General features: G+C 73.8%; 26 protein-coding genes. 12 read left to right on the forward strand and 14 right to left on the reverse strand.

Annotated features, from left to right (window positions below; translation table 11 throughout):
• Positions 1 to 393: 393 nt before the first annotated feature.
• The 5 genes from pepN to LG634_RS23500 form a co-directional block, all read right to left on the reverse strand.
• The gene (pepN, locus tag LG634_RS23480; protein ID WP_226735941.1) at positions 394 to 2,901 is read right to left on the reverse strand and encodes an aminopeptidase N; all 2,508 of its coding nucleotides are present in this window, start codon (positions 2,899 to 2,901) and stop codon (positions 394 to 396) included.
• Between the two features lie 93 nt (positions 2,902 to 2,994).
• Positions 2,995 to 3,306, reverse strand: a complete 312-nt coding sequence (locus LG634_RS23485; RefSeq protein ID WP_226735942.1) for a chorismate mutase — start codon at positions 3,304 to 3,306, stop codon at positions 2,995 to 2,997.
• A 197-nt stretch (positions 3,307 to 3,503) separates the two neighbouring features.
• A complete protein-coding gene (locus tag LG634_RS23490) occupies positions 3,504 to 4,298 on the reverse strand; it encodes a serine protease (RefSeq protein ID WP_226735944.1) in 795 nt (264 codons plus the stop codon).
• A gap of 285 nt (positions 4,299 to 4,583) precedes the next feature.
• Positions 4,584 to 5,495 carry an SDR family oxidoreductase gene (locus tag LG634_RS23495; RefSeq protein WP_226735946.1) on the reverse strand — a complete coding sequence of 304 codons (912 nt, stop codon included), beginning with the start codon at positions 5,493 to 5,495 and terminating at the stop codon, positions 4,584 to 4,586.
• A 1-nt stretch (position 5,496) separates the two neighbouring features.
• Positions 5,497 to 6,330 (reverse strand): SDR family oxidoreductase, encoded by an 834-nt coding sequence (locus tag LG634_RS23500; protein WP_226735948.1) that lies wholly within the window; start codon positions 6,328 to 6,330, stop codon positions 5,497 to 5,499.
• Positions 6,331 to 6,385: 55 nt separating this feature from the next.
• On the opposite strand from LG634_RS23500, the gene LG634_RS23505 reads away from it, so the two are divergent.
• From LG634_RS23505 to LG634_RS23525, 5 genes are read left to right on the forward strand one after another with little or no spacing between them, the layout of a single operon-like run.
• Positions 6,386 to 7,135, forward strand: coding sequence for an enoyl-CoA hydratase family protein (locus LG634_RS23505; protein ID WP_226735950.1), 750 nt, complete (start codon positions 6,386 to 6,388; stop codon positions 7,133 to 7,135).
• Positions 7,132 to 7,983 (forward strand): CoA transferase subunit A, encoded by an 852-nt coding sequence (locus LG634_RS23510; protein WP_226735952.1) that lies wholly within the window; start codon positions 7,132 to 7,134, stop codon positions 7,981 to 7,983. Before LG634_RS23505 ends, LG634_RS23510 begins: the two co-directional genes overlap by 4 nt.
• Entirely contained in the window at positions 7,980 to 8,753 is a 774-nt protein-coding gene (locus tag LG634_RS23515; protein WP_226735954.1) for a CoA-transferase subunit beta, read from the forward strand. Before LG634_RS23510 ends, LG634_RS23515 begins: the two co-directional genes overlap by 4 nt.
• On the forward strand, positions 8,753 to 9,871 hold the full coding sequence (locus LG634_RS23520; protein ID WP_226735956.1) for an NAD(P)H-dependent flavin oxidoreductase: 1,119 nt from the start codon (positions 8,753 to 8,755) through the stop codon (positions 9,869 to 9,871). The genes LG634_RS23515 and LG634_RS23520 overlap by 1 nt, the downstream gene beginning before the upstream one ends.
• Positions 9,868 to 10,809, forward strand: coding sequence for a tyrosine-protein phosphatase (locus LG634_RS23525; protein WP_226735958.1), 942 nt, complete (start codon positions 9,868 to 9,870; stop codon positions 10,807 to 10,809). Before LG634_RS23520 ends, LG634_RS23525 begins: the two co-directional genes overlap by 4 nt.
• Before the next feature lie 116 nt (positions 10,810 to 10,925).
• Here the strand turns inward: LG634_RS23525 and LG634_RS23530 are convergent, their stop codons facing one another.
• From LG634_RS23530 to LG634_RS23550, 5 genes are all read right to left on the reverse strand, one after another.
• Positions 10,926 to 12,440: a DEAD/DEAH box helicase gene (locus tag LG634_RS23530; RefSeq protein WP_226735959.1), complete on the reverse strand. Its 1,515-nt coding sequence runs from the start codon at positions 12,438 to 12,440 to the stop codon at positions 10,926 to 10,928.
• Between the two features lie 90 nt (positions 12,441 to 12,530).
• Positions 12,531 to 12,734 carry a cold-shock protein gene (locus LG634_RS23535; protein WP_226735961.1) on the reverse strand — a complete coding sequence of 68 codons (204 nt, stop codon included), beginning with the start codon at positions 12,732 to 12,734 and terminating at the stop codon, positions 12,531 to 12,533.
• A 196-nt stretch (positions 12,735 to 12,930) separates the two neighbouring features.
• Positions 12,931 to 14,088 carry an acetyl-CoA C-acetyltransferase gene (locus LG634_RS23540; protein WP_226735963.1) on the reverse strand — a complete coding sequence of 386 codons (1,158 nt, stop codon included), beginning with the start codon at positions 14,086 to 14,088 and terminating at the stop codon, positions 12,931 to 12,933.
• Positions 14,089 to 14,194: 106 nt separating this feature from the next.
• Positions 14,195 to 14,806 (reverse strand): TetR/AcrR family transcriptional regulator, encoded by a 612-nt coding sequence (locus tag LG634_RS23545; protein WP_226735965.1) that lies wholly within the window; start codon positions 14,804 to 14,806, stop codon positions 14,195 to 14,197.
• 15 nt (positions 14,807 to 14,821) lie between these two features.
• Positions 14,822 to 15,649, reverse strand: coding sequence for an SDR family oxidoreductase (locus tag LG634_RS23550; RefSeq protein ID WP_226735967.1), 828 nt, complete (start codon positions 15,647 to 15,649; stop codon positions 14,822 to 14,824).
• A 134-nt stretch (positions 15,650 to 15,783) separates the two neighbouring features.
• On the opposite strand from LG634_RS23550, the gene LG634_RS23555 reads away from it, so the two are divergent.
• The 4 genes from LG634_RS23555 (at position 15,784) to LG634_RS23570 (ending at position 19,448) form a co-directional block, all read left to right on the forward strand.
• Positions 15,784 to 16,929: an acyl-CoA dehydrogenase family protein gene (locus LG634_RS23555; protein WP_226735969.1), complete on the forward strand. Its 1,146-nt coding sequence runs from the start codon at positions 15,784 to 15,786 to the stop codon at positions 16,927 to 16,929.
• On the forward strand, positions 16,929 to 17,912 hold the full coding sequence (locus LG634_RS23560) for an acyl-CoA dehydrogenase family protein (RefSeq protein ID WP_226735971.1): 984 nt from the start codon (positions 16,929 to 16,931) through the stop codon (positions 17,910 to 17,912). Before LG634_RS23555 ends, LG634_RS23560 begins: the two co-directional genes overlap by 1 nt.
• A 286-nt stretch (positions 17,913 to 18,198) precedes the next feature.
• A complete protein-coding gene (locus LG634_RS23565; RefSeq protein WP_226735973.1) occupies positions 18,199 to 18,945 on the forward strand; it encodes a class I SAM-dependent methyltransferase in 747 nt (248 codons plus the stop codon).
• Complete coding sequence (locus LG634_RS23570; protein ID WP_226735975.1) at positions 18,942 to 19,448, forward strand: HIT family protein; 507 nt, start codon at positions 18,942 to 18,944, stop codon at positions 19,446 to 19,448. The genes LG634_RS23565 and LG634_RS23570 overlap by 4 nt, the downstream gene beginning before the upstream one ends.
• On the opposite strand, the gene LG634_RS23575 is transcribed toward LG634_RS23570, so the two are convergent.
• Both LG634_RS23575 and LG634_RS23580 read right to left on the reverse strand, forming a co-directional pair.
• The gene (locus tag LG634_RS23575) at positions 19,430 to 20,434 is read right to left on the reverse strand and encodes a terpene synthase family protein (protein ID WP_226735977.1); all 1,005 of its coding nucleotides are present in this window, start codon (positions 20,432 to 20,434) and stop codon (positions 19,430 to 19,432) included. The two genes, LG634_RS23570 and LG634_RS23575, sit on opposite strands and share 19 nt — an antisense overlap.
• Before the next feature lie 111 nt (positions 20,435 to 20,545).
• Positions 20,546 to 21,286 (reverse strand): SDR family NAD(P)-dependent oxidoreductase, encoded by a 741-nt coding sequence (locus tag LG634_RS23580; protein WP_226735979.1) that lies wholly within the window; start codon positions 21,284 to 21,286, stop codon positions 20,546 to 20,548.
• Positions 21,287 to 21,387: 101 nt separating this feature from the next.
• Here LG634_RS23580 and LG634_RS23585 point away from each other — a divergent pair, with 101 nt between their 5' ends.
• From LG634_RS23585 to LG634_RS23595, 3 genes are all read left to right on the forward strand, one after another.
• The gene (locus LG634_RS23585; protein ID WP_226735981.1) at positions 21,388 to 21,987 is read left to right on the forward strand and encodes a PadR family transcriptional regulator; all 600 of its coding nucleotides are present in this window, start codon (positions 21,388 to 21,390) and stop codon (positions 21,985 to 21,987) included.
• Between the two features lie 305 nt (positions 21,988 to 22,292).
• Complete coding sequence (locus LG634_RS23590) at positions 22,293 to 22,802, forward strand: pyridoxamine 5'-phosphate oxidase family protein (RefSeq protein ID WP_226735983.1); 510 nt, start codon at positions 22,293 to 22,295, stop codon at positions 22,800 to 22,802.
• A 73-nt stretch (positions 22,803 to 22,875) separates the two neighbouring features.
• A complete protein-coding gene (locus LG634_RS23595; RefSeq protein WP_226735985.1) occupies positions 22,876 to 23,418 on the forward strand; it encodes a GntR family transcriptional regulator in 543 nt (180 codons plus the stop codon).
• Here the strand turns inward: LG634_RS23595 and LG634_RS23600 are convergent.
• On the reverse strand, positions 23,402 to 23,599 hold the full coding sequence (locus tag LG634_RS23600; RefSeq protein ID WP_226735987.1) for a DUF397 domain-containing protein: 198 nt from the start codon (positions 23,597 to 23,599) through the stop codon (positions 23,402 to 23,404). The two genes, LG634_RS23595 and LG634_RS23600, sit on opposite strands and share 17 nt — an antisense overlap.
• Positions 23,584 to 24,423 carry a helix-turn-helix domain-containing protein gene (locus LG634_RS23605; RefSeq protein WP_226735989.1) on the reverse strand — a complete coding sequence of 280 codons (840 nt, stop codon included), beginning with the start codon at positions 24,421 to 24,423 and terminating at the stop codon, positions 23,584 to 23,586. Before LG634_RS23605 ends, LG634_RS23600 begins: the two co-directional genes overlap by 16 nt.
• Positions 24,424 to 24,503: the final 80 nt, after the last annotated feature.

The raw sequence follows: 24,503 nt of genomic DNA on the forward strand, positions 1-24,503 counted from the left end.
CGCGGCCGCGCCCGGCGGGCCCCCTGCGGGGGGTCCGGCCGGACGCGGCGGATGGTGCGGCGATGGCGGCGGGCAGGGCCTGCCCGGCCCTGCACGCCGGACCGGGCCGGAGCACCCGGCGCGTGCGGCCGGTGTGCGGCCGGAACGCCCTCGCAGCGGAGCCGATCGGGCGGGCCGGGAACGCGGCCGCGCCTGGCGGGTCCCCTCGTGGGGTCCGGCCGGACGCGGCGGATGATGCGGCGATGGCGGCGGGCAGGGCCTGCCCGACCCTGCACGCCGGACCGGGCCGGAGCACCCGGTGCCTGCGGCCGGCGTGCGGCCGGAACGCCCTCGCAGCGGAGCCGATCGGGCGCTCCGGCCGCGCGCGGAGCGTGCGGGCCGGGTGGGCGGTGTCTAGTTCTTGGTGCGGACGCGGAGGGCTCGGGCGAGGTCGTCGAGCTGGTCGACGAGCTTGCGGCGGAGGGCGGGGATCATGTCGGCGGTGTCCAGACAGGTGCGGCCGGTCTGGAGGGCGTGGTCGTCGATGGCGTACGCGGGGAAGGCGTGGCGGCCGGCGGCCTCGGCCATGGCGGGGCCGCGGCGGCCGGCGAGCTCGACGGCGTCCTCGTAGAAGCGTTCGACGTACGGCTGGACGAGGTCGGCTTGCTCCGGCTGCCAGAAGCCCTGGGCGGTGGCGGTGAAGAGGTAGTTGGACAGCTCGTCCTGGGCGAACATGCGGTCCCAGGCGGCCTGCTTGGCGGCGGGGTCGGGCAGCGCGGCGCGGCAGCGGGCGGCGCCTTCCTGGCCGGCGGCGGTGGGGTCGCGGTCGAGTTCGGCGGCGATCTCGTCCTCGCCGACGGCGCCGAGGACGCTGAGCCGGCCGAGGATGCGCCAGCGCAGTTCGGGGTCGAGCTCGGGGCCGCCGCCGACGGTGCCGTCGGCGAGCCAGGCGGCGATGGTGTCGGGCTGGGTGGCGCTGTCGATGAAGCTGCGTACGGCGCTCAGCCGCAGCCCGGGTGCCTCGCCGTCCTCGGTGCGCCGGATCAGCGCGCGGGCGGCGGAGGTGACGACGGCGAGGGCGGCGGACCGGTCGGCGGCGGGCACGTACCGGTCGGCGATCTGGGTGCGGGCGAAGCCGAGGACGCCCTGCACGATGGCGAGGTCGCTCTCCACCGGGAGGTGGGTGTTGGCGGTCTCCAGGTAGGCGGCCGGGTCGAGTTCGCCGTCGCGGACCATGTCGCGCAGCGAGTTCCAGACGACGGCGCGGGTCAGCGGCTCGGGGATGCCGGAGAGGTGGGTGAGGGCGGCGGTGCGGGAGTGCTCGTCGAGGCGGACCTTGGCGTAGGTGAGGTCGCCGTCGTTGACGACGAGGAGCGCGGGGCGGGCGCCGACCGAGGAGACGACCTCGCTGCTGGGCAGGTCGACGGCGATGCGGTCGGTCTCCTCCAGCCGGCCGTTGCCGCCGGGGACCAGGTCGTAGGTGCCGACGGTGACGTGGTGGGGGCGGCTGCCGTCGCGGGCGACGGTCAGGGTCCAGCCGCCGGCGGCTTCCTCGATGCGCGGGGTGAGGGTGTCGGCGCCGGTGGTGCGCAGCCAGGCGTCGGCCCAGGCGTGGACGTCGCGGTCGGTGTGGGCGGCGAGGGAGTCGACGAAGTCGGCGAGGGAGGCGTTGCCGAAGCGGTGGCGGGCGAAGTGGGTGTTGATGCCGGCCAGGAAGTCGGTTTCGCCGAGCCAGGCGACGAGCTGGCGGAGGGCGGAGGCGCCCTTGGCGTAGGAGATGCCGTCGAAGTTGAGGAGCGCGGAGGCGCTGTCGGGTACGTCTTCGGGGGCGGGGGCGACGGGGTGGGTGGAGGGCCGCTGGTCGGCGTCGTAGCCCCAGGCCTTGCGGACGATGCCGAAGTCGGTCCAGGTGTCGGTGAAGCGGGTGGCTTCGGTGAGGGTCTGGTAGCCCATGTACTCGGCGAAGGACTCGTTGAGCCAGATGTCGTCCCACCAGCGGAGGGTGACGAGGTCGCCGAACCACATGTGGGCCATTTCGTGGGCGATGACCATGGCGCGGGTCTGTCGCTCGGTGTCGGTGACGGCGGAGCGGTAGACGAACTCGTCGCGGAAGGTGACGAGGCCGGGGTTCTCCATGGCGCCGGCGTTGAACTCGGGGACGAAGGCCTGGTCGTACGAGTCGAACGGGTAGGGCTCGGTGAACTTCTCGTGGTAGCGGTCGAAGCAGTCCTTGGTGATGCCGAGGATTTCGTCGGCGTCCGCGTCGAGGTGGGGGGCGAGGGAGCGGCGGCAGTGGATGCCGAAGGGCAGGCCGGCGTGCTCGGTGCGGATGCTGTGCCAGGGGCCGGCGGCGACGGCGGCGAGGTAGGTGGAGATGACCGGGGTCTCGGCGGCGCGCCAGGTAACGGAGCCGTCGGCGCGGACACCGGTCTGCTCGGTGATGCCGTTGGCGAGGACGGTCCAGCCGGCGGGGGCGGTGGCGGTGATCGCGAAGACGGCCTTGAGGTCGGGCTGGTCGAAGGCGGCGAAGACACGCTGGACGTCGTCGAGGAAGAGCTGGGTGTAGACGTACGTCTCGCCGTCGGTGGGGTCGGTGAAGCGGTGCATGCCCTCGCCGGTGCGGGAGTAGTGCATGCGGGTTTCGATGCGCAGCTCGTGGGGGCCGGCGGTGAGGCCGGTGAGGGGGAGCCGGTTGCCGTCGAGGGCGGCGGGGTCGAGTGGGTGTCCGTCGAGGGCGGCGGAGTGCAGCTTTTCCGGTTTCAGCTCCACGAATGTGTCTCCGTCGCTCCGGGCGGTGAAGCGGATGACGGTGGTGGAGCCGAAGGTCTCGTCGCCGGTGGTGAGATCGAGGTCGATCGCGTAGTGGTGGACGTCGAGGAGCTGGGCTCGGAGCTGCGCTTCGTTGCGCGTCAGTGCGGACATGGCCCCATGCTGCCTGATGGGGGGCCGTCTGCCGTAGGGGGTGTGCGGGGGTGGTGTCCGGGACCTGGGGGGTCCCGGACGGCCCGGGCGCGGCTACTCCTCGTTGGCGGCGATGGTCTCGTGGTGGCGGATGACCTCGGCGATGATGAAGTTGAGGAGCTTCTCGGCGAAGGCGGGGTCGAGCTTGGCGCTCTCGGCGAGCTGGCGCAGGCGGGCGATCTGGCTGGCTTCGCGGCCGGGGTCGGCGGCCGGGAGGTGGTGCTTGGCCTTGAGGTGGCCGACCTGCTGGGTGGCCTTGAACCGTTCGGCGAGCATGTGGACCACGGCCGCGTCGATGTTGTCGATGCTGTCCCTGAGCCGGGCCAGTTCGGCACGCACGTTCTCGTCGATGTCGCTGGTCGTCATGGGTCCCGAGCGTACTCGGCGCGGCGGGTCGGCTTGTGTGGCGGCCGGTGGGTGAGACGGATTCCGGCCTTCGGGGGCTCGGCCCCCGGGCCTCCGCGCCCTGCCCCGCCGGGTCGGGTGTGCCGGGCAGGGTCCCGCCGCAACGGATGTGCCCCGCGGATGGATTCCGCGGGGCACGTCCAAGCCTGTCCGGGGGGCTACATGCCGGCCGCGGCCGACTTGATGGCGGCGGCGAAGGTGGAGACCTCCGTGTAGACGCCGGGGTAGTCGGGGCGGGCGCAGCCGATGCCCCAGCTGACGATGCCGACCTGGATCCACGCGCCGGCGTTGTCGCGGCGGAACATGGGCCCGCCGGAGTCGCCCTGGCAGGTGTCGACGCCGCCGACGTTCAGGCGTCCGGCGCAGATCTCCTCGGAGGGGATGATGTCGCCGCTGTAGGCCGCCTGGCAGTCCGCGTCGGAGACGAACGGGACGGTGGCCTTCATGAGGTAGCGCTGCTGGCTGCCGCCCTCGCGGGTGGCGCCCCAGCCGGCGACGGTGAAGGTGCCGTTGTTGTACGCCGTGGTTTCGGCGATCTTCAGGGTCGGCAGGTTGATCGGCTGGGCGAGCTTGATCAGTGCCCAGTCCTTGCCGGAGCCGTTGTAGCCGGGTGCGCGGAGCACCTTGGTGGACTTGACCTTGATCGCGCTGGAGCTGTTGAGGTCGACGACGCCGGCGGTGGCGGTGATGGAGGTGTTGTTGCCGGAGGCGCCGACGCAGTGGGCGGCGGTGAGGACGATCTGCTGGGTGTAGAGCGCGCCGCCGCAGCCCATGGAGAGCCGGACCATGAAGGGGAACTCGCCCTGCGCGGCCCGGGTGCCGCCGACGACGGGTGCGGGGGCGGCGTTCGCGCCGGCGGGCTGGAGGCTGACGGCGGCGAGGGCCACGGCGCCGGCGGCGAGGGTGCGCTTGAGGAAGCGTGCAGCGCTCTTCTTCTTCGTGGAGGTGTTCAACACACTGCCTTTCGTGGGGGGTTGGCTGTGCGTGTGTTCGGATGCCGGAGACGGCCGACACCTGACGTGTACATGTCACACCCCTGGCCGATGGCCGACAAGACGGTGTTTTCGGCCAATCCCACGCGGCCGCCCGGTGGACTTCCGTATAACCCGATCGGGTCGCGGCGGTTCGGAGCGGCACCGGAGTGGGTAGGAAGACCGTGTCGCACGAAACACGGATCCGGGCCCGACCTCCCGCCAGGGGGCCGGGCCCGGACCCTGTCCGGCGGCGGGACGGCCCCGTCAGCGCGCGCCGTACACCGGCAGCGGCGGCTCGGACGTGGCGAGGAGGGCGGCGGCGGCCCGGCCGGCCTCCTCCGGCGTCCAGCGGGCGCCCTTGTCGGCGGTGGGTCCCGGCCGCCAGCCCTCCATGACGGTCAGCCGCCCGCCCTCCGTCTCGAAGACGCGGCCGGTCACTCCCGCGGAGGCGTCCGAGCCCAGCCAGACCACCAGCGGGGACACGTTCCCGGGTGCCATCGCGTCAAAGGCGCCCTCCTCGGCCGGCGCGGCCATCGTCTCGGCGAAGGTCTGCTCGGTCATCCGGGTACGGGCGGCCGGGGCGATCGCGTTGACCTGGACGCCGTAGCGGGCGGTCTCGGCGGCGGCCACCAGGGTCAGGCCGAGGATGCCGGCCTTCGCCGCGCTGTAGCTGCCCTGGCCGACCGAGCCGAGCAGCCCGGCCCCGGACGAGGTGTTCACGACCCGCGCCCGCACCGCGCGGCCCGCCTTCGCCTCGCCGCGCCAGTGCCGTACGGCCTCCCGCAACGGCAGGAAGTGGCCGCGCAGGTGGACCCGTACGACGGCGTCCCAGTCGTCCTCGTCCAGGTTGACGAGCATCCGGTCGCGCAGGAACCCGGCGTTGTTGACCAGCGTGTCGAGGCGCCCGAAGGCGTCGACGGCGCAGGCCACCAGTGAGGCGGCGCCCGCGGCGGTGGCGATGTCCCCGCCGTGGGCGACCGCCTCGCCGCCCTGCGCCCTGATCTCGGCGGCGACCTGCCCGGCCGGACTGTCGCCGGCGGCGGCCCCGTCGAGGCCCACGCCCAGGTCGTTGACGACCACCCGGGCGCCCTCGGCCGCGAACGCCAGCGCGTGGGCGCGGCCCAGGCCTCGGCCCGCGCCGGTCACGATCACGACCCGGCCTTCGGCCATTTTCATGTCAGCTCTCCTTCGGCTCGCCGCCGGCGGGATCCGGCCCGCCGCGGCCGGTGCGATCGGTTCGGTCGGAGCGGTCGGTTCGGTCGGGGTTCGCGGCCGCCAGGAACGCCGGGCGTTCGCCGCCGCCGTGGACCAGCAGGCTCGACCCGCTGAGGTAGCCGGCCCGGTCGGAGGCGAGGAACACGGCAGCCTCCCCCACGTCGGCCGGTTCGGCCAGCCGCCCCAGCGGAACGGTCGCGGCGACCGCCGCCACCCCCGCCTCGTCCCCGTAGTGCAGGTGCGCGAGTTCGGTCCGCACCATGCCCAGGACCAGGGTGTTCACCCGGACCTGCGGGGCCCACTCGACGGCCATCGAGCGGGCCAGGCCCTCCAGTCCGGCCTTCGCGGCGCCGTAGGCGGCGGTGCCCGGGGACGGGCGGGTGCCGCTGACGCTGCCGATCATCAGGACCGAGCCGCGGGCCTCCCGCAGGTACGGGTAGGCGGCCAGCGAGGCCGTCAGCGGGGCGACCAGGTTGAGTTCGACCACCCGGGCGTGCCGGCGCGCGCCGCCCTCGCCGAGCAGCCGGTACGGGGTGCCGCCGGCGTTGTTGACCAGGCAGTCGAGGCGGCCGTGGCGGTCTGCGACCTCCCGGAAAAGGTCGTCGACGGCCTCGGGTTCGCGCAGGTCGACGGCCAGGTGGACGGCGGTGCGGCCGCCGGCGGCGACCGGTTCGTCCGGGGGTCTGCGGGCGCAGACGACGACCTCGGCGCCCGCGGCGAGGAACGCCCGGGCGATGCCGGCGCCGACGCCCCGGGTGCCGCCGGTCACGACGGCGACCCTCCCGTCCAGCTCCATGGGCTGCTACCTTCCCGCCTAACAAATGTTTGGTGGAAAGGTAGCTGATCCTCTCATGGGTGTCTCCACCTCCCGCCCGGACAAGGGCGTCGCGCTCGTCACCGTCGACTTCCCGCCCGTCAACGCCCTTCCCGTGCAGGGCTGGTACGACCTGGCCGACGCGGTCCGCGCCGCCGGCCGCGACCCCGAGGTGCGGTGCGTGGTGCTGGCCGCCGCGGGCCGCGGCTTCAACGCCGGGGTCGACATCAAGGAGATCCAGCGCGACCCCGGGCACGGCGCGCTGCTCGGCGCGAACCGGGGCTGCGCCGAGGCGTTCGCCGCGGTGTACGACTGCGAGGTGCCGGTGGTGGCCGCCGTGCAGGGCTTCTGCCTGGGCGGCGGGATCGGGCTGGTCGGCAATGCGGACGCGATCGTGGCGAGCGAGGACGCCGTGTTCGGGCTGCCGGAGCTGGACCGCGGGGCGCTCGGTGCCGCCACCCACCTGGCCCGGCTGGTCCCTCCGCACCTGATGCGCGCCCTGTACTACACCTCCCGTACGGCGACGGCCGCCGAGCTGCACGCGCACGGGTCGGTGTGGCGGGTGGTGCCGCGGGCGGAGCTGGCGGGGGCGGCGCTGGGACTGGCGGCGGAGATCGCACAGAAGGACGGCTCCCTGATCCGGCTGGCCAAAGCGGCCATCAACGGCATCGACCCGGTGGACGTGCGGCGCAGCTACCGCTTCGAGCAGGGCTTCACCTTCGAGGCGAATCTCAGCGGGGCCGCCGACCGGATCCGCGACACGTTCGGGAAGGGGCAGGACGCGTGACCGACAAGACCATGAGCGCCGACGAAGCCGTCGGGCGGCTGGCGAGCGGCATGACACTCGGGATCGGCGGCTGGGGCTCGCGGCGCAAGCCGATGGCCCTGGTGAGAGCACTGCTCCGCACCGAGATCACCGATCTCACCGTCGTGTCGTACGGCGGTCCGGACGTCGGGATGCTGGCGGCCGCGGGCCGGATCCGCCGGCTGGTCGCCCCGTTCGCGACGCTCGACTCGATCCCGCTGGAACCGCACTTCAGGGCGGCCCGGGAACGCGGCGCGTTCGAGCTGACCGAGCTGGACGAGGCGATGTTCATGTGGGGGCTGCACGCGGCCGCGAACCGGCTGCCGTTCCTCCCCGTACGCGCCGCTCTCGGCTCAGACGTGCTGCGGGTCAACCCGCAGCTGCGCACCGTCACCTCTCCGTACGAGGACGGGGAGGAGTTCGTGGCGGCGCCCGCGCTGCGCCTGGACGCGGCGCTGGTCCACGTCAACCGGGCCGACCGGCTCGGCAACGGCCAGTACCTGGGCCCCGACCCGTACTTCGACGACCTGTTCTGCGAGGCCGCCGACGCCGCGTACCTGTCGTGCGAGCAGGTCGTGGAGACGGCCGAGCTGACGAAGGACGCGGCCCCGCAGACCCTGCTGGTGAGCCGGCACAGCGTCACCGGCGTCGTCGAGGCGCCGAACGGGGCGCACTTCACGTCCTGCGCGCCCGACCACGGCCGGGACGAGGCCTTCCAGAAGCTGTACGCCACCACCCCGTGGGCGGAGTTCGCCGGCCGGTTCCTGTCCGGGCCGGGCGAGCACGCCTACCAGTCCGCCGTCCGCGCCTGGCACGAGGAGCAGAAGTGACCGTTCTTCCGTCCGCGGCCGAGGGGTCCGCGGCCCTGCCGCCCGTGACCCGGGCCGAGTACTGCGTGGTGGCGTGCGCCGAGGCCTGGCGGGGTGACGGCGAGGTGCTGGCCAGTCCGATGGGGCTGATCCCGTCGTTCGGCGCCCGCCTGGCCAAGCGGACCTTCGCCCCGGACCTGCTGCTGACCGACGGCGAGGCGATTCTGGTCGGGCTCGACGGCACGGTCGAGGGCTGGCTGCCGTACCGGCGGCACCTGGCGATGGTCACCGGCGGCCGGCGGCACGTGATGATGGGCGCCAGCCAGATCGACCGGTACGGAAACCAGAACATCTCGTGCATCGGGTCCTGGGAGCGGCCGTCCCGGCAGCTGCTGGGGGTCCGGGGGGCGCCGGCGAACACCCTGAACAATCCGGTGAGTTACTGGATCCCGCGGCATTCGCCCCGGGTGTTCGTGGACCGGGTCGACCTGGTGTGCGGGGTGGGGTACGACCGGGCGGCCGGGCTGGGGCCGCAGGGTGCCCGGTACCACCGGCTGCCGCGGGTGGTCAGCAATCTGGGGGTGTTCGACTTCGAGACGCCGGACCGGCGGATGCGGCTGGTGTCGGTGCACCCGGGGGTGGATGTGGCCGAGGTGGTGGCGGCGACCGGGTTCGACCTCGTCATCGGTGCGCAGGTGCCCCTCACGCGGGAGCCCGCGGCGGACGAGCTTCGGCTGATCCGCGAGGTGGTCGACCCGCAGGGGCTGCGCGAGCGTGAGGTGCCGGCCTGATGGCGGGCGGGCCGGGCGGAACGGGCGGGGCGGGCGGGCCGGGCGGGCCGCCGGTGCCCGTGGTCGAGACGGCGTTCACCAAGCTGGTCGGGGTCGTGCACCCGGTCGTGCAGACCGGGATGGGCTGGGTGGCCGGCCCCCGGCTGGTGTCGGCGGCGGCGAACGCCGGGGCGCTGGGCGTGCTGGCCTCCGCGACGATGACGCCGGCGCAGCTGCGGTCGGCGGTGCGCGAGGTGAAGTCGCGTACGGACGCGCCGTTCGGGGTGAACCTGCGGGCGGACGCCGCCGATGCGGCGGAGCGGGTGCGGATCGTGGTCGACGAGGGGGTGCGGGTCGCGTCGTTCGCGCTGGCGCCGTCGCGGGAGCTGATCGCGCGGCTCAAGGACGCGGGGGTGGTGGTGATCCCGTCGGTCGGGGCGCGCCGGCACGCGGAGAAGGTCGCGGCGTGGGGCGCGGATGCGGTGGTGGTGCAGGGCGGGGAGGGCGGCGGGCACACCGGGGAGGTGGCGACGACCGTGCTGCTGCCGCAGGTGGTGGACGCCGTGGACATCCCGGTGGTGGCGGCGGGCGGCTTCCACGACGGGCGGGGGCTGGTGGCGGCGCTGGCGTACGGGGCGGCGGGGGTCGCGATGGGGACGCGGTTCCTGCTGACGTCGGACTCGACGGTGCCGGACGCGGTCAAGGCCCGGTACCTGGCGGCGTCGGTGAAGGACGTGACGGTGACGACGGCGGTGGACGGACTGCCGCACCGGATGCTGCGGACCGAGCTGGTGGCGTCCCTGGAACGGTCCGGGCGGGCGGCGTCGCTGCTGCGGGCGGTGCGGCACGCGGCCGCGTTCCGCCGGATCTCCGGGACGGGCTGGTCGCAGATGGTGCGCGACGGGCTCGCGATGAAGCACGGCAAGGACCTGTCCTGGAGCCAGGTCCTGCTCGCCGCGAACACCCCGATGCTCCTCAAAGCGTCCATGGTCGAGGGCCGTACGGACCTCGGAATCATGGCATCCGGCCAGGTCGCGGGCGTGATCGAAGACCTTCCGTCGTGTGCGGAGCTGGTCGCCCGGGTGATGGCCGAGGCACAGCAGGCAATGGACGGGCTGCCAAGGAGGCATGAGACATGAGCCGTGTGCGAAGAGCGGGACTGCGGGCGGGGGTGGCCGGGGCGGTGCTCGCCGCGCTGGCCGTTGCGGTGGTGCCGGCGGGGGCGGCGGCCGCGCCGCTGCGGCCGGCTGCGGCCGGTGACGCGGCGGCGGCCGGGTACGGCACCGCTGCGATCCGGCAGATACCGCTGCAGGGGGCGGTCAACGTACGCGACCTGGGCGGGTACCGGACGTACACCGGGGGGCAGGTGCGGCAGGGGCTGGTGTACCGGTCGGACGCGCTCGGCAAGGTGACGGACGCCGACGTCGCCACCCTGGCGGGGCTGGGGCTGCGGAAGGTGGTCGACTTCCGGATCCCGATGGAGGTGCAGTACGACGGCGCGGACCGGCTGCCGGGCGGGCTGGCGGCGACCTCGCGTCCGGTGAGCGATCTGGGGCTGTTCGGGACGCTGGTCCAGGTGATCTCGGCGGGCGATCCGGCGAAGCAGGAGGCGATGCTGGGCAATGGCAAGGCCGAGGCGTACATGCGGGACATCTACCGCACGTTCGTCACGGACGCCGGGAACCGGGCGCAGTTCGCCGCGACGCTGCGGGATCTGGCGGACGGGTCGGGGCCGCTGCTGTTCCACTGCACGTCGGGGAAGGACCGGACGGGGTGGCTGTCGTACGTGCTGCTGCGGGCGCTGGCGGTTCCGGAGGCGACGGCGGCGCAGGACTACCTGGCGTCGAACGGGTTCCGGGCGGCGTATGACGCGCGGGTCCGGGAGGGGCTGCGCCAGTCCGGGCGCATGCAGAACCCCGACCTCCTGATCCCGCTCCAGGAAGTCCGCCAGGACTATCTGGACGCGGCGACGTCCCAACTGGCGGCCTCGTACGGCACGTTCTACGCGTACCTCCGCGACGGGCTGGGCCTGGATCTGGCGACCCTGTCCCGCCTCCAGTCGCGCCTGGTCCGCTAGGGCTCCCCGGGGGATCCGGCCCCGGACCCCCGCGCCTCGATCGCCGGCGGGGCCGGATTCTGCCCGCCGGGTCGGCGTGTGACGGCCGACCCGGCGGGGCACTTCAGGCCCCGGGGTCAGGACGGGCGGCGGCCGGATCCCTGACGGCGGGGCTGCGGGGTGGTGGTGCCGGCGGCGCGGGGACGGCGGGTGCGGGTGCCGCCCGTCGCCTCCGGCTTGGCGGCGCCGGAACCCCGGCGCGAGCGCGACCCCGGCTTCGACTTCGGCTTCGCCGGCGCGGCCGGCTGCGGCACGTCTATGACGACCGGCACGCCGGACGGCTCGCGGGCGCCCGTCAGCCGCGCCAGCTCCTCGTCCGAGGACCGGATCTGCGCGGTCCGCGGGCTGATGCCCGCGTCGGACATCAGCCGGCCCATGTCCCGCTTCTGGTCCGGCAGGACCAGCGTGACGACGCTGCCCGACTCGCCCGCACGGGCCGTACGCCCGCCCCGGTGCAGGTAGTCCTTGTGGTCGGTCGGCGGGTCCACGTTGACGACGAGGTCGAGGTCGTCGATGTGGATGCCGCGCGCCGCGACGTTGGTCGCGATCAGCGCGGTGACCTGACCGTTCTTGAACTGGTCGAGCGTCCGGTTGCGCTGCGGCTGGGACCGCCCGCCGTGCAGGCCGGAGGCCCGTACGCCGCTGGCGAGCAGCCGCTTGACCAGCCGGTCCACCGACCGCTTGGTGTCCAGGAACATGATCACGCGGCCGTCGCGCGCGGCGATCCGGGTGGTGACGGCCTTCTTGTCGGTCTCGTCGAGCACGTACAGCACGTGGTGCTCCATGGTCACGACGGCTCCGGCGGACGGGTCCACCGAGTGCGTGACGGGGTCCACCAGGAACTGCTTGACGAGCTTGTCGACGTTCTTGTCGAGCGTCGCGGAGAACAGCAGCCGCTGCCCGCCCTCCTGCACCTGCTTCAGCAGTGCGGTGACCTGCGGCAGGAAACCCATGTCGGTCATCTGGTCGGCCTCGTCGAGGACCGTGATCGCGACCTGGGAGAGGGTGACGTCGCCGCGGTCGATGAGGTCCTTGAGCCGGCCGGGCGTGGCGACGAGCACCTCGGCCCCGCGGCCGAGGGCGGCGGACTGCCGGTTGATCGACATGCCGCCGACGACGGTCGCGATCCGCAGCTGGACGGAGGTCGCGTACGGGCTGAGCGCGTCGGTGACCTGCTGGGCGAGCTCGCGGGTCGGGACGAGGACCAGGGCCAGCGGGGCGCGCGGCTCGGCGCGGCGGCCGGCGGTACGGGCGAGCAGCGCCAGCCCGAAGGCGAGGGTCTTGCCGGATCCGGTGCGGCCGCGGCCGAGCAGGTCGCGGCCGGCGAGGGAGTTCGGGAGGGTGGCGGCCTGGATCGGGAAGGGCTCGGTGACGTCCTGGGCTGCGAGGGTCTTCAGCAGCGCGGCCGGCATGTCCAGGTCCTCGAAGGAGGCGACCGGGGGCAGGGCGGGCGTCAGGGTCTCCGGCATGGTGAATTCCTGGGGCCGTGCCACGGCCTTGGGGCGGCCGGCGGCGGCCTTCGGGCGCCCCTGGGCGGCGCCCCGGTTGCGGCCGGGCCGGCGGGGGGCACGGGCGGAGCTGGAGCTGGTCATGCGGAGACGCCCTCCTGAGTGGCGGTCAGACAAACAGCGCAAACCGGGGCCCGCACCGAGAGGTGCGGGCCCCGGTTCTGCGATGAGCGATCAGGCGGGGAGGATGTTCTCCGCCTGGGGGCCCTTCTGGCCCTGCGTGACGTCGAAGGTCACCTTCTGGCCCTCGTGGAGCTCACGGAAGCCCTGGGTGGCGATGTTCGAGTAGTGGGCGAAGACGTCCGGGCCGCCACCCTCCTGCTCGATGAAGCCGAAGCCCTTCTCCGAGTTGAACCACTTCACGGTGCCGTTGGCCATAACAATCTCCATAACAAGGTGAGGGGCCCCATCCGGAGAATGCCGGAAAACAATAAAAGCGCCTGCGGATCATTCCCGTCAGGCGCGCATAAAGTTCATGGGTACCACAACTGCAACCCCTCCAAGCTAGCACATGATGAGCCCGGGGTGCGCCGGGGTCCTGCGAGCAGGCCCCCGGCGGCCGGTCGGGGCCGGCTCAGAGCCGTTCGATGATCGTGACGTTCGCCTGTCCGCCGCCTTCGCACATGGTCTGGAGCCCGTACCGGCCGCCGGTGCGCTCCAGCTCGTGCAGGAGGGTGGTCATGAGCTTGACGCCGGTGGCGCCCAGCGGGTGGCCGAGCGCGATGGCGCCGCCGTTGACGTTGACCTTGTCCGGGTCGGCGCCGGTCTCCTTGAGCCAGGCGAGGACGACGGGGGCGAAGGCCTCGTTGATCTCGACGAGGTCGATGTCGTCAAGGGTCATGCCGGCCTTCTTGAGGGCGTGGGCGGTGGCCGGGATGGGTGCGGACAGCATCCGGATGGGGTCCTCGCCGCGGACGGACAGGTGGCGGATGCGGGCCCGCGGGGTGAGGCCGTGCTCGCGGACGGCGCGCTCGGAGGCGAGGAGCATGGCGGCGGCGCCGTCGGAGACCTGGGAGGAGACGGCGGCGGTGATCGTGCCGCCGGGCACGACGGGCTTCAGGGCTGCCATCTTCTCGGCGGTGGTGTCGCGGCGCGGCCCCTCGTCGGCGGTGACCTCGCCGTACGGGACGGTCTCCCGGGTGAAGCGGCCCTCGTCGAGGGCGCGGACCGCCCGCCGGTGCGAGCGGAGGGCGAACTCCTCCATGTCGCGGCGGCTGATGCCCCACTTCTCGGCGATGAGCTGGGCGCCGTGGAACTGGTTGACGGGCGCGTCGCCGTAGCGGGCCCGCCAGCCGGCGCTGCCCGCGTACGGGCCTTCGGTGAGGCCGAGGGGTTCTGCGGCCTGCCGGGAGGCGAAGGCGATGGGGATCATCGACATGTTCTGGGTGCCGCCGGCGACGACGAGGTCCTGGGTGCCGGAGAGCACGGCTTGGGCGGCGAAGTGGACGGCCTGCTGGGAGGAGCCGCACTGCCGGTCGACGGTGACGCCGGGGACCTCCTCGGGCAGTCCGGCGGCGAGCCAGGCGGTGCGGGCGATGTCCCCGGCCTGCGGGCCGACGGTGTCGAGGCAGCCGAAGACGACGTCCTCGACGGCGGCCGGGTCGATGCCGGAGCGGGTGACGAGGGCGGTCAGCACGTGGGCGCCGAGGTCCGCGGGATGGACGGCGGCGAGTCCGCCGCCCCGTCGGCCGACGGGGGTGCGGACCGCTTCGACGATGTAGGCCTCGGGCATGGCTGCTGCTCCTGGGTGTCCTCGGGGGCGCGGGCAGCGGGCTGCGCGCGCCGGGCTGGGACCCCGGCGGGATCGGCCGTCCGGTCGGGCACCGGCCGCAGCGGTCCTACGTACGGACCGCGATGCCGTCCAGGACCATCGACAGGTACTGGCGGGCGATCTCGTCGGGGCTGTGCTGTCCGCCGGGCCGGTACCAGGACGCGGCGACCCAGACGGTGTCGCGGACGAACCGGTAGGTGAGGCGGATGTCCAGGTCGGCCCGGAAGACCTGGGCGGCGACCCCGCGTTCCAGGGTGCCGAGCCAGGCCTTCTCGAACTTCTGCTGGGAGTCGGAGAGGTACTGGAAGCGGGGCTGTGCGGACAGGTGCCGGGATTCCTTCTGGTAGATCGCGACGGCGGCGCGGTGCCGGTCGATCTCGCGGAAGGACTCGGTGACGAGGGCCTCGATGGTCTCGCGGGGGCCGAGCCCGGCCGCGAGGACGGCGTCGTAGCCGTCCCACAGCTCGGTGAGGAACCCGGAGAGGATCTCGTCGAGCATCGATTCCTTGGAATCGAAGTGGTAGTAGAGGCTGCCGGCGAGCATGCCGGCCGCGTCGGCGATCTTGCGGACGGTGGTGGCGTTGTAGCCCTGGGCGGCGAACACCTCGGCGGCGGTGCCGAGGAGTTCGCGGCGGCGCTCGGGGGTGGCGGTCACCTGGGGCTTCTTCTTCGTGGGCACACGGCCATTGTGTCCTCAGGCGTGCTGGCTGCTGACGGAGACCGTCTCGCCCGTCATGTACGAGGAGTAGCCGCTGCTGAGGAACACGATGACGTTGGCGACCTCCCAGGGTTCGGCGTGCCGGCCGAAGGCCTCGCGGGCGGTGAGTTCGGCGAGCAGTTCCGGGGTGGTGACCTTCACCAGGTGCGGGTGCATGGCGAGGCTGGGGGCGACGGCGTTGACGCGGACCCCGAACTCGGCGGCCTCCAGGGCGGCGCAGCGGGTCAGGGCCATCACGCCGGCCTTGGCGGCCGCGTAGTGGGCCTGCCCGGTCTGGGCGCGCCAGCCGACGACGGAGGCGTTGTTGACGACCACTCCGCCGGTGCCGGTGGTGCGGAGGCGGCGGAGGGCGGCGCGGGTGCAGCGGAAGGTGCCGTTCAGGGTGACGTCGAGGACCTTGGTCCACTGCTCGTCGGTCATGTCGGCGAGGGGTGCGGTGCCGCCGAGTCCGGCGTTGTTGACGACGGCGTCGAGGCGGCCGTGGGTGTGTTCGGCGAGGTCGAAGAGGGCCTGGACCTGGGCTTCGTCGGTGACGTCGCAGGGCAGGGCGGCGACCCGGTCGGCGCCGAACTCGGCGGCGAGGGCCGCTTCGGTCTCCTTGAGGCGGCGGGCGTGGGAGTCGCCGATGACGATCCGGGCTCCTTCCTCCAGGAACCGGCGGGCGGTGGCGCCGCCGATGCCGGCGCCGGCGGCGGCGGTGATGACGGCGGTGCGGCCGTCGAGCAGGCCGTGCCCGGGTACGGGTGCGGGGCCGGTCGCCGGGGTGGGTGCCGGGGCGGACGGGGCGGTCGTCGGTGGCTCCATGTCCGTGCCTCCTGGGGGCGGGTGCGGCGGCCGGGTCCTCGACGCCGCCGGGGCCGTACGTTAATCTACCAAACACTTGTTAGGGAAGGGTGGCCGCGGTGTCCCCGCGCCCGCGCAAAGGAGGCGAACGGCTCGTGGACCTCACGCACACGCCGGAGCAGGAGGAGTTCCGGGCCGCGGCCCGGGCCTGGCTGCGGGCGCACGTGCCGCCCGTGCCGCTGCCCTCGCTGGAGACCGCGGACGGGTTCGCGGCGCACCGGGAGTGGGAGGCGCGGCTCGCGGCGGACCGCTGGTCGGCGGTGTCGTGGCCGGAGCGGTACGGCGGGCGGGCGGTGGACCTCGCGCACTGGCTGGTGTTCGAGGAGGAGTACTGGGCGGCCGGCGCACCGGGCCGGGTCTCGCAGAACGGCATCAGCCTGCTGGCCCCCACCCTCTTCGACCACGGTACGGAGGAGCAGCGGGCCCGGGTGCTGCCGCCGATGGCCCGCGGCGAGGTGGTGTGGGCGCAGGCGTGGTCGGAGCCGGAGGCGGGGTCGGACCTGGCGGCGCTGCGGTCGCGGGCGGTGCGGACGGACGGCGGCTGGCTGCTGTCGGGGCAGAAGACGTGGTCCTCGCGGGCGGCGTTCGCGGACCGGGCGTTCGGGATCTTCCGGTCGGACCCGGAGGCGCCGAAGCCGCACCAGGGCCTGACGTACCTGATGTTCGACCTGCGGGCGCCGGGGGTGACCGTACGGCCCATCGGGCGGCTGGACGGGAAGCCGGCGTTCGCGGAGCTGTTCCTGGACGGGGTGTTCGTGCCGGATGCGGACGTGATCGGGGAGCCGGGGCAGGGCTGGCGGATCGCGATGTCGGCGACGGGCAACGAGCGGGGGCTGACGCTGCGGTCGCCGGGGCGGTTCCTGGCCGCGGCGGACCGGCTGGTGGCGCTGTGGCGGGAGCGGGCCGATCCGGCGGACACCGCGCTGCGGGACCGGGTGGCGGACGCGGTGGTGGGGGCGCAGGCGTACCGGCTGTTCACGTGGGCGAGTGCGGCGCGGGTGGCGGCGGGCGGGGAGCTGGGGGCCGAGTCCAGCCTGAACAAGGTGTTCTGGTCGGAGTACGACATCGCCCTGCACGAGACGGCGCTGGACCTGCTGGGGGCGGAGGCGGAGCCGGCCGACGGGCCGTGGGCGGAGCCGTGGGTGTTCTCCCTGGCCGGCCCGGTGTACGCGGGTACGAACGAGATCCAGCGCGACATCATCGCCGAGCGGCTGCTCGGCCTCCCGAAGGGCCGCCGCTGATGCACTTCCTGCCTTCCGACGAGGAGTCGGCGTTCGCCCGCTCGCTCGACGCGCTGCTGTCGGCGGCGGCCGTCCCGGATGCCGTACGGGCCTGGTCGCGCGGTGACCACGGGCCGGGCCGGGCGCTGTTCGCGAAGCTGGCGGACACGGGGATGTTCGCGCTGGCGGTGCCGGAGCGGTACGAGGGGCTGGGGCCGCTGCCGGTGGCGGCGGCGGTCGCCTTCACCGAGCTGGGGCGGCATGCGGTGCCGGGGCCGCTGGTGGAGGGGGCGGCGGCTTCGGTGCTGCTGGGGGCACTGGCGGCGGCGGGGGTGGACGGGCCGGCGAAGCGGTTCCTGCCGGAGCTGGCGGCGGGGACGGCCCTGGCCACGCTGACCCTGCCGGGCGGCGGCCCGTACGCGCTGGACGCGGATGCGGCGGCGTGGCGGTTCACGGTGACGGCCCGCGACGAGCTGTACCTCTCCCCCGCCGGGGGTGCGCCGCTGGCCTCCACGGATCCGGCCCGGCGGCTGTTTTGGCCGGAACCGGGCGGGGAGCTCCTGGCCGCCGGTGCGCCGGTGGCGGCGGCCGCCGCGGAGGCGGGGCGGTGGGCGCGGCTGCTGACGGCGGCGCAGTGCCTGGGGGTGGGCGAGGCGCTGCTGGCCCGTACGGTGGCGTACGTGCGGGAGCGGCGCCAGTTCGGGGCGCCGGTGGGTTCCTTCCAGGCGGTCAAACACCGCCTCGCGGACACGCTGCTGGGGGTGGAGTTCGCCCGTCCGCTGGTGTGGGCGGCGGCGGTCTCGCCCGGTGCGGCGGAGGTGGCCGCGGCCAAGTTGTCGGCCGGCGAAGCCGTGTACCGGACGGCTCGTACCGCCCTCCAGCTGCACGGCGCGATCGGCTACACGGACGAGTTGGACCTCTCCCTGTGGCTCCGCAAGGCCCGCCCGCTCCGCGATGCCTGGGGCACGCCCTCCGCCTGCCGCGCAACAGTGCTGCCCGCTTGACGGGGCTCCGCCCCGAACCCCGCGCCTCAAGCGCCGGACGGGCTTGTCTTTGCCGAGCGCATCCGGCTCGTGTGCCGGATCCGGCGGAGCGAAATCCAGCACCGCCAGGGGGCACCTCCCAGCCCCCTGGGGCTGGGGGAGTTTGAGGCGCGGGGTCTGGGGCGGAGCCCCAGGTTCGGGAAGGGGCGGGTAGGGGAAAGACCCCGCAGGGAGGGGCGGTGGTGAAATCCGGACGGCCGGACGGCATGGCGGCGCCCGACGGGCCCGCAGCGGCCAGGATGGACCGATGACGCATCCTTCCGGCACCCCCGCCCGGGCCCGGGCCTTCGACCGCGCCGCCACCCGCTACGGCACGTACCGCCCGCCCTACCCCGCGACCCTCTTCGACCTCCTGGAGCAGCAGGCCGGCCGCACCCTGACCGGCGCCCGCGTCGCGGACGTCGGCGCCGGCACCGGCATCGCCACCGCCCTCCTCCACGCCCGCGGCGCCCACGTCATCGGCGTGGAACCCGGCCACGCCATGGCCGAGGAGTTCCACCGCCGCCTCCCCCGCGTCCCCCTCGTGCGCGGCGACGGCAACCGCCTGCCCCTCGCAGACGCCTGCGCCGACTTCGTCACGTACGCCCAGTCCTTCCACTGGACCGACCCGCACCGCTCCGTCCCGGAGGCCCTGCGCGTCCTGCGCCCCGGCGGCGTCCTCGCCCTGTTCTGGAACGAGCCCGACACCACCGTGGAGTGGATCGCCGCCCAGGACGCCCGCCTGCACCGGCGCTTCGGCCCCGGCTGGTACGTCTCCGACCACTCCGTCCCGCCCGGCTGCCCACCGTTCGAGCAGCGCCGCCTGCGCTGGTCCCGCCGCATCTCCGTGGACGCGCACCTCGCCAAGCTGGCCACCCACTCCCTCTTCCTGCTCCCCGGCCAGGACGGCACCGAGGACTTCCTCGCCGCCGAACGCGCCCTGCTGACACGGCAGTTCCCCGCCGGCGAGGTCGAGGAGCACTACACCGTCACCCTCCGGACGGCCGTCCGATGACCGGCCGCGGCTGCCACACCTGCGCCCAGGAGGCCGCGTTCCCCGCCGTCCCGCCGCGCGAGCGCATCGCGTACGACGCCCACTGGCGCGTGGCCCACGCCACCGGCAGCGCCCTCCCCGGCCGGCTGGTCCTGCTCCCCCGCCGGCACGTGACGGCCGTCCACGACCTCACCGACGCGGAGGCGGCGGGCCTGGGCCACTGGCAGGTCCGGCTGGCGCGGGCGCTGCGCGACGTGACCGGCTGCACGAAGGCGTACGTCGTCCAGTTCGCGGAGGCGGAGGGCTTCGCCCACGTCCACTTCCACCTGGTGCCCCGCGCCGCGGACCACCCCGCCGAGTACCGCGGTCCGCGCGTCTTCGGCCTGCTGAAGCGGCCGCCGGCGGAGCAGGTGACCGACGCGGCGGCCGACGCCCTCGCCGGCGACCTGGCCGCGCTCCTGGAGCCGGGCCCGGGCAGCGGCGGCGGTCAGAGCGGTGGCGACGGTCAGAGCAGCGGGTCGTAGTAGCTCGGGTCCTCCAGCGGCGGCGCGTGCTCGATGTCGCGGTACCGGTGGGACCACAGGTGCCACATCCGGCTGCCGGCCATCCAGTGCGACATGGCGTCCAGGCAGCGTTCCAGATGGGCGGTGGAGACCGGCGACTCGGCGAGCGCGCGGCGGGCGGCCAGGTAGTCCTGGGTGCGGACGGCGACCATGCCGGCGGCCCGCTCCGCGGCCTCGGGCCAGTCGAGGCCGTGGGCGTGGCGCAGCACGGCGACGATGTTGTTCATATCTCCGCGGGCGTGCTCCTTGTTGAGGGAGATGATGTCGTTGGTCCAGCAGCTGACGTCGTTGGCGGCGAGCCGCACCGCCTGGCACAGCGGGTGGCCGACGACGTCCTCGGGCAGGCTCTCCCCCTGGGCCGCCTCGATCATGTCCCAGCAGGTGTCGACGGCGCCGATCACCCGGCGGAACGGCAGGTAGTGCTCGAAGGACGGCGGGTCGCCGAACCGCCGGTTGGCGATCTCGGTGCGGTAGATGTCGACGAAAGCGCACAGGTGGCCGGCGAACCGCAGCCGCCAGCCGTGGGTCATGCGGCGGGCGGTGCGCGGCCACATGTCGGCGAGGGCGGCGGTGAGGGCGTTGCGGGGGTGGCGCGGCGGCGGGCCGAGGTCGGGGGTGAGGATGGCACGGACCTCGTCGCGGACCTCGTCGACGAGCAGGGCCCGCTCGTGCGGGCGGCCCGATTCGTCGAACTCGTCGTCGAAGACGAACAGCCAGGCGGCCCATTCGGCGAGCAGCTCGATGTCGCAGGCGGTCGGCGAGGTGCGGGCCGCGAACAGCCCGTACCCGGCGCGGTCGAAACGCTCGCCGGACGCGGGCGTGGTGACCAGCCCGAACCTGCGCCCGTAGTAGCGGACATGGGCCTCGGCGAGGTCCGCCGCCGGATGGACGAGCGAGGGGAACGGGCACGGGATGGGTGGAAGCTGCGACAGGACGTGGTGCTGCATGGCGTGCCCCCCGGTTCGCTGTGCCACCGGATTTCTACCCGCGCGGGCAGGGCGGCGTAACGTGGCGGCAACCGCGGGGTCGGGCACGGGACACGGTCCGGCCGGCCCCGGTCAGCCGGCGGTGGTGCCGCCGTCCACGGTGAACTCGGCGCCGGTGATGTAGGAGGCGGCGTCGGAGCACAGGAAGCGGACGACTGCGGCGACCTCCGGGGGCCGGCCCATCCGCCCGAGCGGTACGTGCGACCAGTCGCGGCCGGCCACGGCGGAGGCCACCATCGGGGTGTCGACGGCTCCGGGGTGCACGGAGTTGACGCGGATGCCGTCGGGGGCGAGGTCGAGGGCGGCGGAGCGGGTCAGGCCGCGGAGGGCGAACTTGGTGGAGCCGTAGGCGGCGTGGCGCGGGATGCCGACGAGGCCTGCGGTGGAGGAGATGTTGACGATCGAGCCGCCGCCGGCTGCGCGCAGCAGCGGGGTGACGGCGCGGATGCCGAGGAAGGGGCCGAGCAGGTTGACCCGCAGCAGTTCCTCGAACCCGGCGAGGTCCTGCTGTTCGACGTGCGCGGTGCGCCAGAGGGCGGCGTTGTTGACGAGCGCGGAGAGGGTGCCGAAGGTGTCGGCGGCGGTGCGTACGACGGTGTCCCAGGCGGTGGGGTCGGTGACGTCGTGGGCGACGAACAGGCCCCGGCCGGCCAGTCCTGCGGCGACCTCCCGGCCCTCGTCCTCGCGTACGTCGGTGACGACGACGTGCGCGCCTGCGGCGGCGCAGGCCCGGGCCCCGGCGGCGCCCTGGCCGCGTGCGGCGCCGGTGATGACGACGACCTTTCCGTCGAGCGTTCCGTCGTGTGCGTCCACAACCGCCCCCTCCGGTATGCCGGTTCGGCATAGAGGTAGCAGTCCGGGCCTACGGGCGGAAGGCCCGTGCCGGGTCCGGCGTGCGGCCGTAGACTGCGCGCGTGGCAGACACGGCGGGCGGGGCGGGTGCGGCGGAGGCGGCGGGGCTGCCCGTGACCGGCTGGGCGGTCCTGGGGCTGCTCTCCTTCGGCCGGGAGCTGTCCGGCTACGACCTGAAGAAGTGGGCGGACGCGTCGCTGGGCCTCTTCTACTGGAGCCCGTCGTTCAGCCAGATCTACGGGGAGCTGCGGCGGCTGGAGCGGGCCGGGTACGCGCGTTCGCGGCTGGTCGCGCCGGAGTCCGGCAGCCGGGGCAAGCGCACGTACCGGATCACGGACGAGGGCCTTGCGGCGGTCCGCGCCTGGGCCCGCGAGACGCCGGTCGACCCGCCGGTCCTCAAGCACGGCCCGATGCTGCGCCTCTGGCTGGCGCATCTGCTGGACCCGTCCGAGATGCGGGCCGTCCTCACCCACCACCGCGACCACGCCGACCGCATGCACGCCCGTGCCCGTCTCGATGCCGCCCACGCCGCCACCGAACCGGCCTGGGCCGGCCCGGCCCTCACCCTCCGCTGGGCGGAGCGGTACTACGCGGCGGAGCGGGATCTGGCGGACGCGATGCTCCGGGACATCGAGGCGCCGGAGGGTCCGGCCGAGCCGTAACCCCGGGGCTCCGCCCGGACCCCGCGCCTCAAACGCCGGCGGGGCTTGTTTTCGAGGCTCCGCCCCGGACCCCGGTCCTCAATCGCCGGACGGGCTTGATTTCCCCCTGCCCGGCCCTCACCGGCCGGCTGGATACCGCGAGGCGATTCCAGCCCCGCCGGGCACATTCCAGCCCCGCCGGCGTTTGAGGCGCGGGGTCCGGGGCGGAGCCCCAAATCTTTGCGCCGCACGGGCTCTCCCAGCCCCGCGGTCGGCGTCGGCTGCGCCTCACCCGCCAACGCCGCCCGCCGCGCTTACATAACCGCATGACGACGAACAACTGGGCAGCGTTCGAGGCGGCGGAGCCGGAGTTCGCGGCGGTGGTCAGGGAGCGGTTCGGGCTGTACCCGCACCACGTCCTGGCCACCCTGCGCAAGGACGGCTCCCCGCGGGTGAGCGGCCTGAACGTGGAGATCCGCGGCGGCGAACTCTGGCTCGGCATGATGGCCGGCTCCCTCAAGGCCCGCGACCTGCGCCACGACCCTCGTTTCGCCGTCCACGCCAACCCGGGCCCCGACGACACGATGCCGGACGGCGACGTCCGTATCGCCGGTACCGCGATCGAGCTCACCGACCCGCCCGAACTCCACCGCTTCGCCGAGGAGTCCCCGGAGAACGCCGACCCCCACCCCGCCCACGTCTTCCGCACGGAACTCACCGAGGTGGTCCGCACGACGCTCGAAGCCGACCACCTCGTCATCACCACCTGGCACCCCGGCACGCCCCTCCACACCCTCCACCGAGGCAACGACGACGAACCTCCGCAGGAGGCCTGACCGCCCCTCCTGGGACCGCATATCGTGCACAGCGGCAGAACCGGACGACGCGTGTGCACCAGAGGAGGACCCGGTGAGCGGTACGGGATGGACCGGAAGCTCGCTTCCGTACGTGACTCCCCAGGCGGCGGGCAGCCCCGACGCCTGGTCCCAGGAAACGGCCGCCCAGGGCCGCCGCGGCACTCAGCGCATCATCCACGCCGGGGAACAGGCGGCCACCCCCGAGGTCGCCGCCCTCCTCGCCCTGGACCCGGGCGCGCCGGTGGTCGTCCGGCGCCGCATCATCGAGCTCGACGGCCGCCCGGTCGAGCTGACGGACAGCCACTACCCGGCCGCCATCGCGGCCGGAACCCGGCTGTCCGGGACCGCGAAGATCCCCGGCGGCGCCGTGACCCTGCTGGCCTCCCTGGGTCACGTGGGCGTGCGGGTCGTGGAGACCGTCACCGCCCGCATGCCCAGCCCCGACGAGCAGCGGGCCCTGCACCTCGGCCCCGGCGAACCGGTCCTCCGCCTCGCCCGCACCACCTACGCCGCGGACGACCACCCGATCCAGGCAGAGCTGATGCTCATGCCCGCCGGCACCCAGCAACGCTACGAGATCAGGCTCGATTCTTGATCTGGCCGACGAAGTGCGACCAGGCGGCGGCGGGGAACACGAGGACCGGGCTGTCGGTGAGCTTGCTGTCGCGAACGGGGACGGTCCCGGGAAGCTCGTCGGAAACCTCGACGCAGTCGCCGCCTTCTCCGTTGCTGTACGAGGACTTTCGCCAGGACGGTCCGTTCACGCCTGCGCGCATTTCGCGTACTCCTCCGCCACCGACTCGATCAGGGACAGGGACACCTCCGGCGACAGAGCAGCGGCCCTTGCAAGATCGTATGACCTCCAGTGACGCCGAACCAGAGCCGGATAGTCGAGGAGCTGGCCCGCGTGGGGTCCTTCCACATATGCCACATCCGGCGCATCTGCGAACTGCAAGATACGCAGAAGCGAGCCCAAGGCCCCATGAGCCCCCGCCGAGAACGGCACCACCTGCACAGTGATCCGGTGGGCCCGGACGTACGAGGCGATGTGTTGCAACTGGGCGGCCATCACCGCAGCGCCCCCAACAGTCGTCCGCAGCACCGCCTCATGCAGGACGACCCACACCTGGGGAGTCTCCGGATCGCCAAGGAGCCGCGCACGTTCAATGCGAGCCACGACCAGCGCGTCAACACGCTCGGCGAGGGCTGTCGGGCTGGTGGCCCGCACTACTGCCCGCGCGTAGTCGGCCGTCTGGAGCAGCCCGGGGACCAACGTGCAGGCGTAGTCGTAGGTGGCCGTTGCGCGGCCCTCCAACTCGGCCACCGCGGCGAAGTACTCGATGTGCTTGGACTTGAACGCCCTGGCCAGGCGGGTGAAGTAGTCACCGGTGTCAAGCGCTCTGTCGATTGCCTCCGCAATCTCCGGCCGAAGCCGCCGCGTGCCGCACTCCATCTGTCCGACGTAGGCGCCACTCGTGAAGATCCGCTTCCCCAGCGCCTCCTGGGTAAGCCCGGCCGCCTCCCGGTGCCGCCGCAGCTCGTCGCGGGCGAACTCTTCCGGCGTCTGCGCGGCGTCGTCCTGATCCTTCGGCTTGGCCATGAGCCAACTCCCCGGTTCCGCAGTGCCCGTGCTCCCCGAAGAGCGTAGTACCCGACGGTCGGCCGGTTCAGCGGAACGCA

The sequence above is a fragment of the Streptomyces bambusae genome, from assembly GCF_020532645.1.
In the GTDB taxonomy this organism is placed as follows: Bacteria; Actinomycetota; Actinomycetes; order Streptomycetales; family Streptomycetaceae; genus Streptomyces; species Streptomyces bambusae.

Bases quoted from the DNA above. Each gene is read 5' to 3' on its own strand.
- pepN (WP_226735941.1), bottom strand. From the start codon at position 2,901: ATGTCCGCACTGACGCGCAACGAAGCGCAGCTCCGAGCCCAGCTCCTC.
- LG634_RS23485 (WP_226735942.1), bottom strand. From the start codon at position 3,306: ATGACGACCAGCGACATCGACGAGAACGTGCGTGCCGAACTGGCCCGG.
- LG634_RS23495 (WP_226735946.1), bottom strand. From the start codon at position 5,495: ATGAAAATGGCCGAAGGCCGGGTCGTGATCGTGACCGGCGCGGGCCGA.
- LG634_RS23500 (WP_226735948.1), bottom strand. From the start codon at position 6,330: ATGGAGCTGGACGGGAGGGTCGCCGTCGTGACCGGCGGCACCCGGGGC.
- LG634_RS23505 (WP_226735950.1), top strand. From the start codon at position 6,386: ATGGGTGTCTCCACCTCCCGCCCGGACAAGGGCGTCGCGCTCGTCACC.
- LG634_RS23520 (WP_226735956.1), top strand. From the start codon at position 8,753: ATGGCGGGCGGGCCGGGCGGAACGGGCGGGGCGGGCGGGCCGGGCGGG.
- LG634_RS23525 (WP_226735958.1), top strand. From the start codon at position 9,868: ATGAGCCGTGTGCGAAGAGCGGGACTGCGGGCGGGGGTGGCCGGGGCG.
- LG634_RS23530 (WP_226735959.1), bottom strand. From the start codon at position 12,440: ATGACCAGCTCCAGCTCCGCCCGTGCCCCCCGCCGGCCCGGCCGCAAC.
- LG634_RS23535 (WP_226735961.1), bottom strand. From the start codon at position 12,734: ATGGCCAACGGCACCGTGAAGTGGTTCAACTCGGAGAAGGGCTTCGGC.
- LG634_RS23540 (WP_226735963.1), bottom strand. From the start codon at position 14,088: ATGCCCGAGGCCTACATCGTCGAAGCGGTCCGCACCCCCGTCGGCCGA.
- LG634_RS23550 (WP_226735967.1), bottom strand. From the start codon at position 15,649: ATGGAGCCACCGACGACCGCCCCGTCCGCCCCGGCACCCACCCCGGCG.
- LG634_RS23560 (WP_226735971.1), top strand. From the start codon at position 16,929: ATGCACTTCCTGCCTTCCGACGAGGAGTCGGCGTTCGCCCGCTCGCTC.
- LG634_RS23565 (WP_226735973.1), top strand. From the start codon at position 18,199: ATGACGCATCCTTCCGGCACCCCCGCCCGGGCCCGGGCCTTCGACCGC.
- LG634_RS23570 (WP_226735975.1), top strand. From the start codon at position 18,942: ATGACCGGCCGCGGCTGCCACACCTGCGCCCAGGAGGCCGCGTTCCCC.
- LG634_RS23575 (WP_226735977.1), bottom strand. From the start codon at position 20,434: ATGCAGCACCACGTCCTGTCGCAGCTTCCACCCATCCCGTGCCCGTTC.
- LG634_RS23590 (WP_226735983.1), top strand. From the start codon at position 22,293: ATGACGACGAACAACTGGGCAGCGTTCGAGGCGGCGGAGCCGGAGTTC.
- LG634_RS23600 (WP_226735987.1), bottom strand. From the start codon at position 23,599: ATGCGCGCAGGCGTGAACGGACCGTCCTGGCGAAAGTCCTCGTACAGC.
- LG634_RS23605 (WP_226735989.1), bottom strand. From the start codon at position 24,423: ATGGCCAAGCCGAAGGATCAGGACGACGCCGCGCAGACGCCGGAAGAG.